This is a genomic window from Pseudanabaena sp. SR411 (assembly GCF_002251945.1).
Lineage (GTDB): Bacteria > Cyanobacteriota > Cyanobacteriia > Pseudanabaenales > Pseudanabaenaceae > Pseudanabaena.
In genome coordinates, this window is record NZ_NDHW01000173.1 from 1 (window position 1) to 16,653 (window position 16,653).

The following is a 16,653-nucleotide window of genomic DNA, read 5'->3' on the forward strand; positions in this document are numbered from 1 at the left end:
CGATATCAGTAGTACTTTCAATCAACTAATCGAAAAGTTAACGGGTGTCTTGCGATCGCTGACTAGTCAACTTTTTAGTATTGTCTTTGGAGCGATCGGTAGTCTTGTAAATATCTTCTTAACTTTGATATTCTCGATTTTTCTTGTCCTACGTGGCTCATTTCTATGGAATGGCTTGCTCAGTTGGCTACCTCAAAAATGGAACGATCAAGTTCGAAATTTATTGCCGCGTAATTTTGAGCGTTTTATTGTTGGACAGGTAACTTTAGCAACGATCCTCGGTGTGTCGCAAACTACCGCTATGCTAATTTTAGGGGTTCCCCTTGCCCAACTTTTTGGCTTTGGTATCGGCATTGCCAGTTTAATTCCCCTTGGCGGCTCTAGCACAATTATCACCGTTAGCCTATTAATTGCCCTACAAAATTTTTGGCTCGGAGTCAAGGTTTTACTAGTTGCCGTAGCAATTATTCAGATTGTGGAGAATGTACTAGGTCCTCGAATTGTTGGCGAGTTAACGGGGTTAAATCCTGTCTGGATGCTAATTTCTCTTGATATTGGCTTTAAGTTAAATGGTGTTTTAGGTTTATTGGTAGCTGTGCCGATCGCAGGTTTTATCAAAGGGACTTTCGACACAATTCGCGGTGTGAATAGTCCGCCCACGGTTGAGGCGATCTCTGAAGTTCACACTGAAGTTTCAATCAAATGAGTAAGAGGGTAAAATATACCCTCTTACCTTTAAGTTTTTGTAACTTATACCCCAATCAATAGATCTCCTGTTAACCTAAGTAAAAGAAACATGAGTAGCAATCAAGCGCCGCTCATGTTTCTCTATTTAGAGAACTACTGAATAATTTGTGCATATGAAGCGTTTTCGGGATGAATGGATTGACGAATGGTGTCAAGAAAATGGTTGGACTGACCTATTTGTGGAACGTTGCTGCAATTACTGGGCATTTCCACCTAGTTCTGTAATGCCATTGCCAATTCCTAACGATACACTTCGAGCCATTAAAAATGCCAAGGGAATGAGTGATGATGAAAAGACTTGGACATTTGCAGCGATCGCCATTTCTTGTTTAGCCTCAATCTTTAGCTTTATCCTCAAGAACCCCTTACCGATTACCTGTGCTTTCGGCTGTGTCGCTTTTATTGTTGGACAATTAGAAATCGAAGAATTTTAATTGAAATGTTATTGCAAAGTTCTCTAAGGAAATATATTTTCTTAATTTGAATCTTCTCAATCTTCTATTTTTGCAGCAATTCCTGATCAAATGAACCACAAAGAGATTATTGAAAGCGTTGCAAAGCAACGCTTTCAATAATCTCTTTTGTTTGGGTTTAAGCGCAAAGCGCTGTCATGATCTCTGATGTTACGTGGAACTCAGATGATGAATTTCTAGCTGAATCGCATTTTAGATCCTGTAGGGCTACCATCCCAAAACATCAGGCATCACATAGCTTATAGCAATGTAAGTTTTGATTTGTCCTAGCTATCTCTTGCTTGGCTATACTTCCACGAAACATCAGTTGAAACTCAGCCACTTACATTTGCAAAAGTGTGGTTGATTTATGGAATGAAATGAGTGACTTGATGAACTACGAAATAAAATGTAACAAATAGTATTTAGCTAGTAGATGAAGCGATCTCATCCTTCGTTAAAACACAATCAGAGTAGGCGCAAAACGTCATTGTCATTAGGAAAAAGCAGATCTGAATATAAAGAGTCCTATTTGCTCTTTGATGTTTGATTTGTCTTAATACTTTTGAAGACAGATGATTAAAAGCCCTTATGTCCATAGAGTGAAATCTTAAATTGCTAAAATAGTCTAGATTTACTTTTATACGTTATTCAGGTGTGATCCCCAAGAATTTATTGCTTAGAGGATCTCGCAATTAAGCAAGAATTTTCTTGCTTCTAGTTTGTTTTTTACCCTTACACCGAGAATGTAACAATGTCTGACCAGAATGGTGTGATGATGCAGTACTTTCATTGGTACTTGCCAGATGATGGGAGCCTATGGAATCAGTTAGCTGAGAAAGCCGAGGAATTAGCGAAAATTGGCATTACTTCCCTTTGGTTGCCACCTGCCTATAAAGGCACAGGTGGAGGAATGGATGTGGGTTATGGCATTTATGACCTGTTTGACCTTGGGGAGTTTGACCAAAAGGGTTCCATCCGAACTAAATATGGCACTAAAGACGAATATATTCGCGCTATCAAAGCTGCCCAGAAAGCAGGAATTCATATCTATGCTGATGTAGTGTTTAATCACAAACTGGGAGCCGATCAGACAGAAGAAGTAGAAGCAACACCATTTAGCATGGAAAATCGCAATCAGGCGATCGGTGAGTATCAAAAGATCAAGGCTTGGACGCATTTCACCTTTGAAGGTCGCAAGGGCAAATATTCAACAATGGAATGGCATTGGTGGCATTTTGATGCGATCGATTACAACGTTTACAACGAAGGGGAAGATGCTATCTACTTACTCAAGGGCAAATCCTTTGACCAAAATGTTGATCTCGAAAAAGGTAATTTTGATTATTTAATGGGTTGCGACCTTGATATGCAAAATTCTGAAGTACAGGGAGAACTCAAATATTGGGGAGAGTGGATTTATGATACTACTCATGTGGATGGCTTCCGATTTGATGCGGTCAAACATGTTTCCGCAGAATTCTTTCAAGAATGGTTAGAGCATGTGCGTCATTATGCCAAACGTGATTTATTTGCTGTAGGAGAATATTGGTCTTACGAAGTTGAGGCTTTGCATAATTTCATTGAGGTTACCGAAGGCAAAGTTGATCTATTCGATGCACCTTTACACCTAAATTTCCATCTTGCTAGTCAAGCTGGCAAAGATTATGACCTCAGCCAAATCTTTGAAAATACCTTGGTCAAAGATCAACCAACTCTTGCAGTTACCTTGGTAGAAAACCACGACTCTCAACCACTGCAATCATTAGAATCAATCGTCGAGTCTTGGTTTAAGCCCCTTGCCTATGCACTAATTTTGCTCCGACGTGAAGGATATCCTTGTATTTTTTACGGTGATTACTACGGCGCACATTACAAAGATTGGGGAAAAGATGGCAATGAGTACGAAATTTGGATGGATAGCCACCAATGGTTACTTGATAAGTTCCTTTTAGTTCGGCAAACCTACTGCTATGGCGATCAGATTGACTATTTTGACCATCCTAATACGATTGGCTGGACAAGATTGGGAGATGACGAGCATTCTGGTGGGATGGCGGTAGTGCTAAGTAATGGTGATGATGGACGAAAATGGATGAATATTGGACATCCAAATAGTACCTATATTGATATCACTGAGCATGTCGATGAGCCTGTAACAACCAACGATGAAGGTTGGGCCGAGTTTCGTTGCAATGGTGGCTCTGTATCCGTATGGATTAAAAAGTAAAAAAGTTAGGGCGCTGGCTCACTAATTAGTGATATCAAGCTGTAACCTCTATCTGGCAACGATTTCAGGCTTTAGTCGCAATTTACTTGTAAAGCCTTGCCAATCAACAGCTTCATCGCTCTATCACTAATTAGCTGTCCAGTGCCAAAGTTAGGTAGTCCTGCAAAGGAAAGGATTTAAAAAGGTAAGGATAGACTGCGCGAAGCGCCGCCTATCCTTACCTTTTTAGGACTACCAAAAGTTATACTTTGTTTTACTCAAGACATAAAGCAAAAAAAGAATGGCAACGCAAAGAGTCGCCATTCTTTTTTTGCTTTTATTTGCTCTATTATTGCAATTTAGATTTTCGAGACTCAATAATGCTAATTGCCTGATCCACTTTGTCAGGAAATACCACAACTAAACTACTTTGAGGGGCGCTATCTAAGGCGGCTGTGACCGCTTCCGATTCGTCAAGAATTGTAATACAGGGGATATTGCTATCCACTTCTTCGATTCCTTGACGCAACAAATCAGCCACCACACGAGGAGCGCGTCCCCGCAAATCCTTGTCTTCTTTAATAAAAATGCGACTAAACATGGTCGCTGCCAGTTGTCCTAGCTCAATGATGTCCTCATCGCGGCGATCGCCAGGTGCGCCAATCACGCCGATCGCTTCACCTTCCCATTTTTGGATAAAATCAGCGATCGCTTTAAATCCCGCAGGATTATGAGCATAATCAACCAGCGCGTGATACTTACCTAGGTCAAACAAATTCATCCGTCCGGGGGTTTGCTCACTAGAAGCGACAAAGGTGGCTAAACCTTGGCGAATCTGCTCGATCTGCACATCTTGGGCGAAAGCCGCTAAACTAGCCGCTAGGGCATTTTGAATGTTGAAAGCAGCCCGTCCACCGAGAGTTAGAGGTACATTTACTGCTTTTTCAATCCGCAATTTCCAATCACCTTTCAAAATTGTCAGAAATTCGTCTTCATAGACGGCAGCAAGTCCACCTTCGGCAATATGTGCCTTAATCAATGGATTCTCAGGATTCATACTGAAATACGCAATCTTGGACTGCACTGCTTGTGCCATGGCAACAACCAATGGATCCTCAGCATTTAGCACTGCATAGCCGCTTGGTAGAGTCGTCTTCACCACTACGCTCTTGAGTTGCGCCAAGTCTTCAATTGTGTCAATGTCGCCAATACCGAGGTGATCAGCAGCTACGTTCATCACTACACCGACATCGCAGCCATCAAACCCTAAACCTGAGCGCAAAATACCGCCTCTAGCAGTTTCAAGGATCGCAACTTCAACGGTGGGATCGCGAAGAATTACTTGGGCGCTATAGGGACCCGTAGTATCGCCTTTCTCGACTAAGCATTCACCAATGTAGATCCCATCGGTAGTAGTGTAACCAACTCGCTTGCCAGTTTGCTTGAAAATATGGGCAATTAGTCGCGTGGTAGTAGTTTTACCATTTGTTCCTGTGATGGCGACGATGGGAACACGAGTAGGTGATCCCGTGGGGAACAGCATATCGATAACTGGCGCAGCCACATTGCGGGGTGTACCAATGCTAGGAGCCGTATGCATTCTGAAACCAGGCGCAGCATTTACCTCGACGATCGCCCCATCAGTCTCGCGCACAGGTAAGGAAATGTCCTCAGTGACCATATCGATCCCTGCAATATCCAGACCAATAATTCTTGCCACGCGCTCGGCTAGCCAGATATTTTCAGGGTGAATCTCATCGGTGCGATCAACCGATACACCACCTGTACTTAAGTTGGCTGTTGCCTTGAGATAGCAGATTTGACCCTTGGGTGGTACAGATTCCAGCGTAAATCCTTGTCTGACAAGAATATCCATGCTGGTGCGATCAATTTCAATACGGGTCAGGACATTATCATGACCATCGCCACGACGGGGATCTTGGTTGGTAATTTCAATTAATTGAGAGATGGTAGAGACCCCATCACCTGTGATGTTGGCAGGAACGCGCTCAGCAACGGCGACAAATTTGCCATTGATCACCAATATGCGATGATCGCGCCCTGTGTGGAAACGCTCAATAATTACTTCTTCTGATACTTCCTGCGCCATGTCAAAGGCGGCGATCGCTTCTTTCACAGTACGCACATCAATGGTGATGCCACGTCCATGGTTGCCATTTAAAGGCTTGATGACGATGGGGAATCCACCAACCTCAGCGATTGCATCCTCTAGATATTTAGGCGATCGGATCGTCGTTCCCCTTGGTACGGGTATTCCTGAAGCACGTAAAATGCTCTTTGTCCCCTCCTTATCACAGGCTAGCTCTACCGCTAAAATCCCCGTTTTATTGGATAAAGTTGCTTGAATCCGACTTTGATGTACACCATAACCAAGTTGAATCATGGCTCTGCTACCAAGCTCTAACCAAGGAATGTTTCTTGCTTTAGCTTCAGCGACAATTGACTCAGTGCTTGGTCCTAGCTGACCATCAAGGCGAATATCTCTTAAATCCTTGAGATCTTCTTGCAATTCAGCAGTTGCATAGGTTCCTGTCTCTAAAATACTGGTGCAAATCCGTATCGCGGCGCGGGCGGCATACCTTCCTGCGCCCTCGGTCTGATACTCAAATACTACTTGATAGACATTTTTTTCAACAGTCTGTTTAATGGCTCCAAAATCAACCTTCATGCCCACATAGCCTTGGAGGGCGATCGCAATATCTTTAACAATTTCCGCTAAAAAATCAGCGTCACTGATATCTGGTCGCTGAGCTATGTCTTTCCCCGCAAAGCTTGGCAACACTTTGCATAAATTTTGATAAAAGCTAGCTCGTTGTACTTGAAAATCCTCTAAATCTAATCGCACAACTACAAGCTGATGTCGTTGGATACTCCAATAATTTGGACCACGTAATGTCTGGATTTTGAGAATTTTCATAGTCAAGCGTTTTTAAAGGTGCATCCAATGCCTAAATGTCCAGTGTCTAATCCTAGCGATCTTGTGGATCTTCATTTTGTATAAATTGAACCAAAATTAGATCAGTTAACAATAACTTCATTAAGTGAGTTTCTTCTAGCATATTGTGCTGAAGCAGATCGCAATTTGTTATTAAACCTATGGCAAGAAAAAGTTTGAATAACAAATCTATGACACGATTTCCATAGCTTGATCAAGCGATCTCTCCTCACATCTAAGTACCTGAATAAATTACCCAACCCTGTAAAGTTGTACCCCTGCGGGGCGCAACTTTACAGGGTTGGGTTTGTAATTAATTATGCTCATCTACTTAAAGTTAAAGTGACTCATCAGTATGTTGATGCTGTTGAGGTAAAGTCTCGATTCGGCCTGGGATAGGCTTTTGAGTAGGCTGTAAACCTGACAACATGCGTGAAAGTTGTAAGCCATCAAGGACAGGTTTAGTCTCCCGAATCTTATGCCAGACTGAACGCGCCATTAGCAAAGAATGTCCTTGACGTTGGGCATGAATACTTTCTAAATAATCTTCACGTTCGGGTTGATAATCTGCCGAAGATAGTTGGAGACTAACATGCTCAGATAATTTCTCAGGAGATTGCTTCGTGACAATTTGGGCAATTTGTGAAGTAAGTTCAGGATAAAGCCATGTGTAGGCGGGGTGAACTGTTAGCTGGCAATGATGAACTAGTTTTTCATTGGGCTGATTGACGGTTGGACGCTGCAATAGCAGATAAAAATAACCGATCGCCGCTTTGCGTTGTGGCTCATAGACATAGCCCGACACATCCTGTAAATGATTAATCAGCAAAGAACTATGATTAACCAGTTTGTCGATCGTCTTGGCTCGAAAATCATCAACATTGAGATCGTAAACTTGGCGAATGTGTGGAGGCATCGCGGCGGTATCAAGTTGATAAAGCAAGCTAGCATCCGCATTACTCACGGGCATCAGATTTGGCAGATCAGGAGAATGTTGAGCGAGTTCGTGCAGACTTGCCGTATCAATTTCCCAATCAGTAAATTGCGCGAGGGGCTGAAAGCCATTTTGACGATAGAGAGCGATCGTATCTTTTTGGTTAATGTCAACCTGTAATACCCAAGTTCTTGCCTCTAGACAAGACTCGAGGCAGTAGCGAATCAGTTGTGTACCAACATTGTGCTGACCATTCTGAGCTTCTGGCAAAACCACGACGCGATCAATCTGCCAAGTACTACTGTTGTTATTAAAAGGTGAAACCCGAATAAAGCCTTGGATAATGCCATTACATTCGGAAACATAGGCTCTTACATAGGGCTTGAGCAGGGTTTGCACAGGCGCAGGTAACCAACTAGCTAGCTGGTGTAAGCTGATTTTTTGGCGGCTGCGACAACCGCTAAGATCGCTGACCGCAATCTGTTCGAGATCATTGGGCGATGCAAATCGCTGAATAAACTCTAAGTCGCGATGTTGTAGCGGACGGATCGTGTTACCAAGCACTGGAAAAGGTTGCATAGCTGCTTATGCCAGAGAAAGAATTGATAAGGCTTAGGGATATTAGCCTGAAATATGAGGATCTAGCTTGGGGCAATTTCTTAAAAAACCAGCATCACCCATTGTTTATGATTTTAATACATATCCTATGAATATTGCCCAAAAAGAAAAGGCGGTGCAAAGCACCGCCTTTTCTTAAGAACAGGAAAAGGTGCGATGTTGTAGAGATGGCATCTGGCGACGAATTTGGTCAAGACGTGAGGGTTGGATTTCCGCGATCGCTACACCAATGCGATCACCTGCATCCGCGAGGACAATTCCCCAAGGATCAACAATCATCGCGTGTCCATGGGACTGGCGGCGCGGCGTATGCATCCCCACCTGTGCAGGGGCAATCACATAGCTGGTATTTTCGATTGCTCTAGCTTGTAATAAGACTTGCCAGTGATCTTTGCCAGTAAAAGCAGTAAAAGCCGCAGGAACAAACAATACATTTGCGCCTTGTTGGGATAGATGGCGATAAAGCTCTGGGAACCGCACATCATAGCAAACTGATAGCCCCAAGTTGCCATATTTCTCCGAGAAATATACAGGCGGAGACTCAGTACCCGCGAGCACTGTTGCTGACTCCTGATAAGTATTGCCATCAGGGAGATTGACATCAAATAGATGCATCTTGCGATAACGCGCTAGTTCTTCGCCTTCGCGACCAATCAGTAGAGCCGTGTTGTACATTTTGCCCTGATTGCCATTGTAGCTGTCAGTAACAGGTACAGGAAATCCACCACCAAGTAACAAGATTTGATAGCGTTGAGCGATCGTAATTAAAAACTTCTCGCTCTTTTCTGCAATTTCTGTAGAAAGCCTTGTCTTTTCGCTCTCATCTCCTAAAAACGAAAAATTTTCAGGTAAGCAAACTAGTTCTGCACCTCGATTCACTGCCAGTTGGATCAAATCTTCTGCTTGAGCAAGATTTTTATCTACATCAGAGACACTGGTCATTTGTACGGCAGCCGCCAAATATGACTTCATTTCAATCCTTAAAACTTTCCCACATAAATCAGATGTGCCGTAAAGCACTTAACTTAGATTACCTTGCTATAGCGCTAGTTTTTTATAACTCTCCAAAAAATGAGAGGAGGCGCAAAGCCTCCTCTCATTTTTTGGTTTAGCCAAGTTTGCCAGTAACGATATATGCAACGCGAAGCCCAACATTAGTCGCATGATCAGCCATGCGTTCCAAGTGATGAATTGCTAATACCATCAACATTACAGGTTCCATGGGTTCACCAAATAGCCTTTGAGAAGCGAGGAGGTTATAGATCTGCTTATAATCATCGTCAACCGCATCATCTTTCGCCTTAATTTGTAAACCAATATTTTCATCCAGATTAGCTAACGCTTCTAAACTCATAGCAAGCATAGCCCGACAGCGATTAGACATGACTTGCAATTCCCCTAGATAGGGGGATGGTGGATAAGGAAAAAGCTTAATTGCAATATCACCTAAGTTTTCCGCATAGTCACCAATCCTCTCAATATCTCGGATCAATTGCATGAGAGCGCTCAAAAGCCTTAGATCACGAGCAACTGGGGACTGTAGCGCGATTAAGCTGATACACTCCATTTCGATTTGGCGATAAATCTGATCAATTTGTTTGTCTTGGGACTCAATACGGGTCGCTGATTCAAGATCTCTCTCAAATAGAGCAGCATGAGCTAAAAGAAATGAGTTTTCGACAAGTGCACCCATTCGCAAAGAATCTTGTTCTAGGCGATGCAGTTGGCGTTCAAATTCGCTCCTTGTCCGTTTCTGACTTTGAGATGAAGTTTCGAGCATTGGCTCCCACCAAATGAAATGGGATAATAAAAAGCTATAGCGATCTGAAAAGGTTGGCAAAAAGGTTGGATATTATCTGGAGGCTAGACTTCGTTCAGACCTCTTTGACCGAGCGAAGCCTTAGACCTAGACCATATTAGAGTGAGTTTTTGCACTCCCGTACTCTTCTATAAGTCTATATGTATATAAATAGTCACATATATTTTAGTCTTTGCAAGTATTTATCAATACTATGGCAAACCTAGAAATTAATTGTAGATTGAGCTAGCTCAGAAGTTGTAAGATGCCGATCGCGATCACAAGCACGATTAAATAAAACCAATGTGCTTGAAGAATTTTGCTCAAAGCCGATCTGTTCGTAAAACTTTTGTTGGTGGGTCGTCATTAAATAAACGCGCTCAACATTGCAGACATTAGGATGCGATAACACCGTTTGCACTAATTTGCGTCCTAGCCCCGCACCACGATAGTCAGGATCGATCACCACATCCCAAATTGTCGCTCGATAAATACCGTCACTAGTGGCGCGAGCATGTCCAATCAATCGATCGCCATCCCACACAGTTACGACTGGCTTGGAGTTAGAAATTGCAATCGCTAATCCTGCTAAAGTTCGCTCCTTTGCCCAAAAAGCTCCCAATCGAAATAATCCTTGCAACTGTTCTAAATCAACTTCTTCGTGGCGATCGCTAAAGCGAATGTGGCGATGATCCATATGCTTATATTTCCGCACTGATTAAACCATTTTGAATTAGGTTTACACACTACTAATCCCGTCAATGTATCTATTTTTGCTAGATCCCTAAAAAGAAAGGGCGCTAAGCGCCCTTTCTTTTTTATTTAGCTTGCCAAGGCTCAGGTAAGTAGACTTTCTTCGCCAAGCCAACTGCTTGCAAAAGATTGATTACGCCCCAAGTTGGATCGATTTCCCACCACTTCAGCCCAGACCTTGCAGACTTAGGAAAAGCGTGGTGATTGTTGTGCCAGCCTTCGCCATAGGTCAAAATTGCTGCCCACCAAAGGTTTGTGGAATGATCAGGAGTCTCAGCAAAATTCTTGTAACCCCATTTGTGGCAAGCCGAGTTAATCAACCAAGTGCTATGCCATAGAGCTACGGAGCGTACAGCCACGCCATAAACCAAGAACGATACACCTAGCCCAGAGAAAACCTTTTCGCCAATTACATAAAGTAACGCTGCGAGGGGGATTTGCAACAATAGGAAGTAGACATCTAGAAACTTATAGTAAGGGTCGTTAGCAAGATCAGGTGCAAATTTGCTGTAGTTTGAACGTTGAAAATGCTCAGGCTTGGAGTACATGATCCACATCATGTGGCTCCACCAAAAGCCTTTATTTGCCGAATAAGGATCTTTTTGATTGTCTTCTGTAAAACCGTGATGCTGGCGATGTCCGCCCACCCAAAATACGGGCCCACCTTGAAGCGCTAATGCTCCAATTGTGGCGATGATGTATTCCAACCACTGAGGCACTTGAAAGCTACGATGGCTAAGTAAGCGGTGATATCCTAAAGTGATGCCGATGCTGCCAAATAACCAATGCAAGAAAACTGTAAGGATTACAGCTTGCCATGAGAAGTAAAAAGGCGCAGCTAGGGCAGCGAGATGAAAAGCACTGAAGAAGGCAACATTTGTCCAGTTCAGGTTTTGTTCTTTTGAGATGGCTTCAGTAGTGGCGGTCATGAAATAACAACTTAAAGGGTGGTGAGGAGATGCAAGTATCACTTACAGTTATGTTAAGTCTAACTGTTTTTTAAGCAATAATGCAAGTAGCACTTGCAAATCATCTCAATGGTACATGCTCTCATGTCTGTATCTCGAATTCCTACTCGTCAACGCATAGTCAATACAGCCCTAGAGTTGTTTGCTAGCAAAGGAATCACCGAGACAACTACGCGCCAAATCGCGGACTTCGCTCAGGTCAATGAAGTAACTCTATTTCGGCATTTTGGAAATAAACATGGGTTATTGCTAGCTGTATTGCAAGAATGTCTGCAAAAATATCTGGTGTTGGCGCAAGTGGGAGAGTCGCTCATGGTGTCAGATATCTCTAGTCAGAGTGATTTGCGGAGATTTCTCAAATATTACATTCAGAGTTCGTTGCGGGCGATTGAAAGCGTGCCTGAGTTGGTGCGATCGCTTGTTGGGGAGGCAGGACAATACCCCCTAGAGAGTCGTCAAGCACTTGCCCAAGGCATTAATCAAGTCAATCAAACGATCGCTACAGCCATCCATGATGTGCTGATTAATTCGCGCTTGCAATATTCTTTGCCGCCAATTAAGCTGGCGAACTTATTAAATACTTGTATTTTGGGCTATGCCGTAATTACTTTAACCAGTGATGTCCAGACAATTTGGCGCGATCGCGATGAGTTTGTGAGTACTTTGGTGGATATGTTTGTCCAAGAAGTCATCCCCATCTCTCAAGCAAAACCAATTATTGATATCCCTGCGGAGACTGTTCGGGAAATTCTTCAGCAAGCGAAGAAATGTGGGGTAAAGGACTATGCGATCGCCTATTTATTATTTGGAGCAGGGATCACAGCGCTTGATGTTACGCGCCTATGTCTAACGGACTATCAGCATCATGCTAATCATGGGATTTTACGAACTAAGGACGCTTCTGGTAATGAAAGATCCGTACCAATCAATCAAAAAATTCTTGGTCATCGCTACGGCTCCGCAACCAATAATCCCCTCAGTGCCTATCTCAAGACTCGTAAAAATGATCTCAAGAATGATTTAAAAGATATAAAAAACAGTAATGACATTGAGTTTTTATTTCTCAGTAGCGATCGCCAGCTCTTGTCATTAGAAGAAATCGAACAAATGTGGGAGCGTTGGACACAGCCCTATCGCAATCTCGATGGCTCACCCCTAACTATTGATCAAGCCCGTCATACTTGGTGCATCGAAATGTTATCTCGTGGCATTGATGTGGATAGCTTTAGCCTCATTAGTGGCATCAAACCTAAAGAACTGCAAGCTTATCAAATCCGCCTCAATCAAAAGTTAGCCATTGATAAAGCGATCGCCCTTGACTCTTAAAAGTCAAAGCAGCCCCAATGGCTGCTTTGACTTTTTTAGCTATTTTCACCAAGTTGATGAACTTAGTGTATAATTCGGGCGTTTAATGTACTTAAAAAATTGAGTACATTGCATCAAATGTTCTCAGTGCATTAGATACGGAGCATCTTTGATTTGAGAGGCAAACAGGTTGGTATTATCGGAGTTCAGATCGGCATTTTCAATTAAAGTTTCGGGTAGAAAAGCAAAGTGAGAGTTCCCCTAGACTGTTACCGAATCCTTGGTTTAACACACCTGTCAGGGCTAGATAAAATTCATCAAGCCCATCGTGATCGCCTGCTCTCTATGCCAAGGCGAGAATATTCTGATGCCGCGATCGCCTCTCGCAAGCGCATTATTGATAAAGCTTATGAAACTCTGACTGAACGCGCAATTCCTAGTGAAGCAAGTGATGTATTAGATCCTGAAAGTGATCGCCCAGTATTAACATTGCCGCCTCAGATTGAAGCTGACGAAAAAGACTTTGCTGGACTATTACTGATTTTGTACGAACTCGGCGAATCCGAAAAAGTTTTATCCCTTGCTAAGCCCTACTACGATCCTGAAGAAGCGGAGTATCAGTCCGCTAGAATTTCTCCCCATGATCCCGACCTTCTGCTATCTGTATCTCTGTCCTATCTAGATCTCGGTCGTGAATATTGGAAACAGGGGCAGTATGAAACTGCTGCATCATCCCTAGAATCTGCCCAAGAAATTTTATTGCGGGAAGGATTATTTCTTAGTATTCGCAGTGAAATCCAAGCCGATCTATTTCGCCTTCGTCCCTATCGCATCCTCGAATTGTTAGCCTCACCTGACAATCACACCAATGAACATCGCAAAGGCATGTCGCTTTTGCAAGAGATGCTTGATGCAAGGCGCGGCATTGATGGCTCAGGTAATGATTATTCCAGCCTCGGCATTGATGACTTTTTGCGGTTCATTCAGCAATTACGCAGCTACATGACGGCGATCGAGCAGCAAACCCTGTTCGAAGAAGAAGCGCGTCGTCCATCTTCGGTCGCAACCTATCTCGCTGTATATGCTTTAATTGCGCGTGGATTTTCTCAGCGCCAACCAGCTTTGATCCGTCGTGCTAAGGGCTTGCTAGTCAAACTCAGTGCTAAGCAAGATATTTATCTAGAAAAAGCAGTATGTGCTTTGTTGCTGGGGCAAACAGAAGAAGCAAGTGCGGCGATCGAGCAGAGTGCTGAAGAGGATCAAATTGCTTTCATCCGCCAAAACTCTGAAGGTGCGCCCGATCTGTTACCTGGGCTATGTCTCTATAGCGAACGCTGGCTCCAAGAAGAGGTCTATCCGCATTTTCGCGATCTGATGAGCCAAATCGTCTCGCTCAAGGATTATTTTGCTGACGAACAAGTGCAAGCCTACCTAGAAGAATTACCGAATACTGGCGCAATGTCATCGGAATGGACTTCGCCCGTGGGTGGCGATCGCTTAGCAGCGATGTCTTCTCTCGATGATTCGCCAAATGTAAATCGTGATTTTGATCTTAATCCTGCGAAAAGCACTGTTGCTGAGCCAAAACTTTCTACCTACGCCCCTGAGACTCCTAACCGTTTCCAGCGATCGGCAACTCCTGTAATTGAGCGACCTGCCTATGTGAATGCCAATGGCACTGGGAATGTAGCGCGAGATCTGCCTAGTTCACGTCGTTCCAGTCATGTACCACCGATCAGAAACGTTAATGAGTCTGTTAAGGAAATCAAACGTCCCTCTCAAGCTCATACTTCAACTCATGCAGTGCCACCAAAACGTAAATTTAATGTCGGGCGTTTAGTCACGGTAATTGTGGTGGCGATCGCTTTGCTAGCTGGATGTATTAGTTTAGTTGTTTGGGCTGTTCGGGCGTTAAGTGGTTCAACCCAACCACAGCCTGTAACCCTAGAGAAACCAATCACAACTCTAGTCCAAGCCATCAAAGAAACTAATGCCGCACCAATTGCTCAGCCAGGGCCCTTAGATAAAGAAACTGCGACCAAGCTCATCGAAGCATGGCAAGCAACTAAATCAAAAGCTTTGGGTAAAGACTATGAGGACAGTCTCTTGGAAGAAGTTTTAGTTGATCCTGCTCTTAGCGACTGGAAAGGACGCGCTAAAGAACTTAAATCTAGTAACTCTTACTTACAGTATCAAACAAAATCGAGCGAAGTTGATAGTGTTACTCCCGATGGCGATAGTAAAGCGAAGGTTATCGCTAAAATATCGGAATCAAGAAATTATTTCTATAATGGTGAGCTTGATCGAGGTGCATCAAAGGATGATGCTAGCTATACGGTTGAATATGACTTAGTAAAAAAAGATAACAAGTGGCTAATTAGGGAAATGTTAGTCTTTTAAAACAAAGGAGGCGCTAAGCGCCTCCTTTGTTTTATAGTAATTACCAATCCAACGAACCACAAGAAAAATTTTGAAAGTGGTGCTTTGCAACACTTTCAAAATTTTTCTTGGTTTAGGTTTGAGCGCCAAGCGCTGTAAAAAGTTTTAGAAGTCTTCTGGTGGGACATCATCATCTTCAGGCTCAATTTCTTCAGGTACAACTTTGGTTGCTGAAACTGCGACACCTGCGGAGAGTTTTTCCCGAACTTGACGCTCTACATCTTGGGCAAACTCTGGTTTGTCTTCCATGTATTTGATCGTGTTGTCTCGGCCCTGTCCAATGTTATCGCCTTGATAGCTATACCATGCGCCCTTACGCACGATGATACTCATTTCTTCGGCAAGATCGACCAGACAGCCGAGGGTGGAAATCCCCTTACCAAAAATAATGTCAAATTCGGCAATACGGAAAGGTGGGGCAACTTTATTTTTAGCAACCTTGACCTTGGCGCGAATCCCAAATTCTTCTGTACCTTTTTTCAGGGTTTGGATACGACGAATATCTAAACGTACTGAAGCATAAAATTTTAGAGCAGTTCCACCTGTCGTGACTTCAGGACTACCGTAGGATACGCCGATTTTTTGGCGCAACTGGTTTAAGAAAATGACGATGCAATTGGATCTACCAACATTGGCGGTGATCTTACGGAGAGCTTGGCTCATCAAACGTGCTTGTAAACCAACATGGGATGCACCCATTTCACCTTCGATTTCAGCACGGGGGACGAGGGCAGCTACTGAGTCGATCGCAATGATATCTACTGCCATCGATCGCACAAGGTTATCGACGATTTCTAGAGCCATTTCTCCTGAGTCTGGCTGGGAAATCAACAAGTTATCAATATCAACCCCCACAGCCGCCGCATAAGTTGGATCTAATGCATGTTCGGCATCGACGAAGGCGGCAATGCCACCACGTTTTTGGACTTCAGCGATCGCGTGCAGTACTAAAGTAGTTTTACCTGAGCTTTCTGGCCCGTAGACTTCGATGACCCGTCCTTTGGGCAGTCCGCCGCCAAGGGCAAGATCGAGGGGTAATGCGCCGCTAGGGATGGTTTCGACGCGCATATTCGTGGCATCGCCGAGACGCATGATCGAGCCTTTGCCATGATCCTTTTCGATCTTTTGCATGATCGCATCAAGCGCCTTCTTTTTCTCAGGGCTGATGCTAGATTTGGTCGCTTGGGCGATCGCAGCAGTCTTATCAACTTGACTATTTGCCGTTGCAGAAGAATTTTTCGCCATTGCTGTTCGAGGTTTAGTTCGTTTAATAAGTCTGCCTCATTATGACACTAAGCTCTTGATTTTGAGGTGTTAAGCTTATACTGAAATTCAAGTGATTGCCTTACTCCTGCTGGAATTTAGATATTTGTACATATTTTTACTCAAAGAATCGCAACATTTACAAAGTCTTTGAACTCAGATCATGTTTAGACTTCGCGCTAACCGTAGTCCCTATTATTTAATGCTCGAA

At 43.4% G+C, this 16,653-nt stretch carries 12 protein-coding genes; 5 read left to right on the plus strand and 7 right to left on the minus strand.

The features are described from left to right. The 3 genes from B9G53_RS17975 to B9G53_RS17985 all read left to right on the plus strand — a co-directional run. Positions 1 to 706: AI-2E family transporter (locus B9G53_RS17975; RefSeq protein WP_141211815.1), on the plus strand; the 706-nt coding region annotated here is incomplete at its 5' end. 154 nt (positions 707 to 860) lie between these two features. Continuing rightward, positions 861 to 1,181, plus strand: a complete 321-nt coding sequence (locus tag B9G53_RS17980) for a hypothetical protein (protein WP_094534760.1) — start codon at positions 861 to 863, stop codon at positions 1,179 to 1,181. A 772-nt stretch (positions 1,182 to 1,953) separates the two neighbouring features. After that, a complete protein-coding gene (locus B9G53_RS17985) occupies positions 1,954 to 3,429 on the plus strand; it encodes an alpha-amylase (protein ID WP_094534762.1) in 1,476 nt (491 codons plus the stop codon). A gap of 328 nt (positions 3,430 to 3,757) precedes the next feature. Here B9G53_RS17985 and cphA read toward each other — a convergent pair whose 3' ends face one another. The 6 genes from cphA to B9G53_RS18015 all read right to left on the minus strand — a co-directional run bounded on the left by cphA (position 3,758) and on the right by B9G53_RS18015 (position 11,396). Next, the gene (gene cphA / locus B9G53_RS17990) at positions 3,758 to 6,346 is read right to left on the minus strand and encodes a cyanophycin synthetase (protein ID WP_094534764.1); all 2,589 of its coding nucleotides are present in this window, start codon (positions 6,344 to 6,346) and stop codon (positions 3,758 to 3,760) included. Between the two features lie 355 nt (positions 6,347 to 6,701). Then, positions 6,702 to 7,877: a GNAT family N-acetyltransferase gene (locus tag B9G53_RS17995; protein ID WP_094534766.1), complete on the minus strand. Its 1,176-nt coding sequence runs from the start codon at positions 7,875 to 7,877 to the stop codon at positions 6,702 to 6,704. A gap of 174 nt (positions 7,878 to 8,051) precedes the next feature. Next, positions 8,052 to 8,888 (minus strand): carbon-nitrogen hydrolase family protein, encoded by an 837-nt coding sequence (locus B9G53_RS18000; protein ID WP_094534768.1) that lies wholly within the window; start codon positions 8,886 to 8,888, stop codon positions 8,052 to 8,054. A gap of 136 nt (positions 8,889 to 9,024) precedes the next feature. Further along, on the minus strand, positions 9,025 to 9,696 hold the full coding sequence (gene phoU / locus B9G53_RS18005) for a phosphate signaling complex protein PhoU (protein ID WP_094534830.1): 672 nt from the start codon (positions 9,694 to 9,696) through the stop codon (positions 9,025 to 9,027). A gap of 241 nt (positions 9,697 to 9,937) precedes the next feature. Next, a complete protein-coding gene (locus B9G53_RS18010; protein ID WP_094534770.1) occupies positions 9,938 to 10,411 on the minus strand; it encodes a GNAT family N-acetyltransferase in 474 nt (157 codons plus the stop codon). A 121-nt stretch (positions 10,412 to 10,532) separates the two neighbouring features. Continuing rightward, a complete protein-coding gene (locus B9G53_RS18015; RefSeq protein WP_094534771.1) occupies positions 10,533 to 11,396 on the minus strand; it encodes a fatty acid desaturase in 864 nt (287 codons plus the stop codon). Positions 11,397 to 11,519: 123 nt separating this feature from the next. On the opposite strand from B9G53_RS18015, the gene B9G53_RS18020 reads away from it, so the two are divergent. After that, on the plus strand, positions 11,520 to 12,761 hold the full coding sequence (locus B9G53_RS18020; RefSeq protein ID WP_254923711.1) for a TetR/AcrR family transcriptional regulator: 1,242 nt from the start codon (positions 11,520 to 11,522) through the stop codon (positions 12,759 to 12,761). 228 nt (positions 12,762 to 12,989) lie between these two features. Beyond that, positions 12,990 to 15,140, plus strand: coding sequence for an IMS domain-containing protein (locus B9G53_RS18025; protein ID WP_141211816.1), 2,151 nt, complete (start codon positions 12,990 to 12,992; stop codon positions 15,138 to 15,140). A 144-nt stretch (positions 15,141 to 15,284) separates the two neighbouring features. Here the strand turns inward: B9G53_RS18025 and recA are convergent, their stop codons facing one another. After that, a complete protein-coding gene (gene recA / locus B9G53_RS18030; protein WP_094534777.1) occupies positions 15,285 to 16,424 on the minus strand; it encodes a recombinase RecA in 1,140 nt (379 codons plus the stop codon). Positions 16,425 to 16,653: the final 229 nt, after the last annotated feature.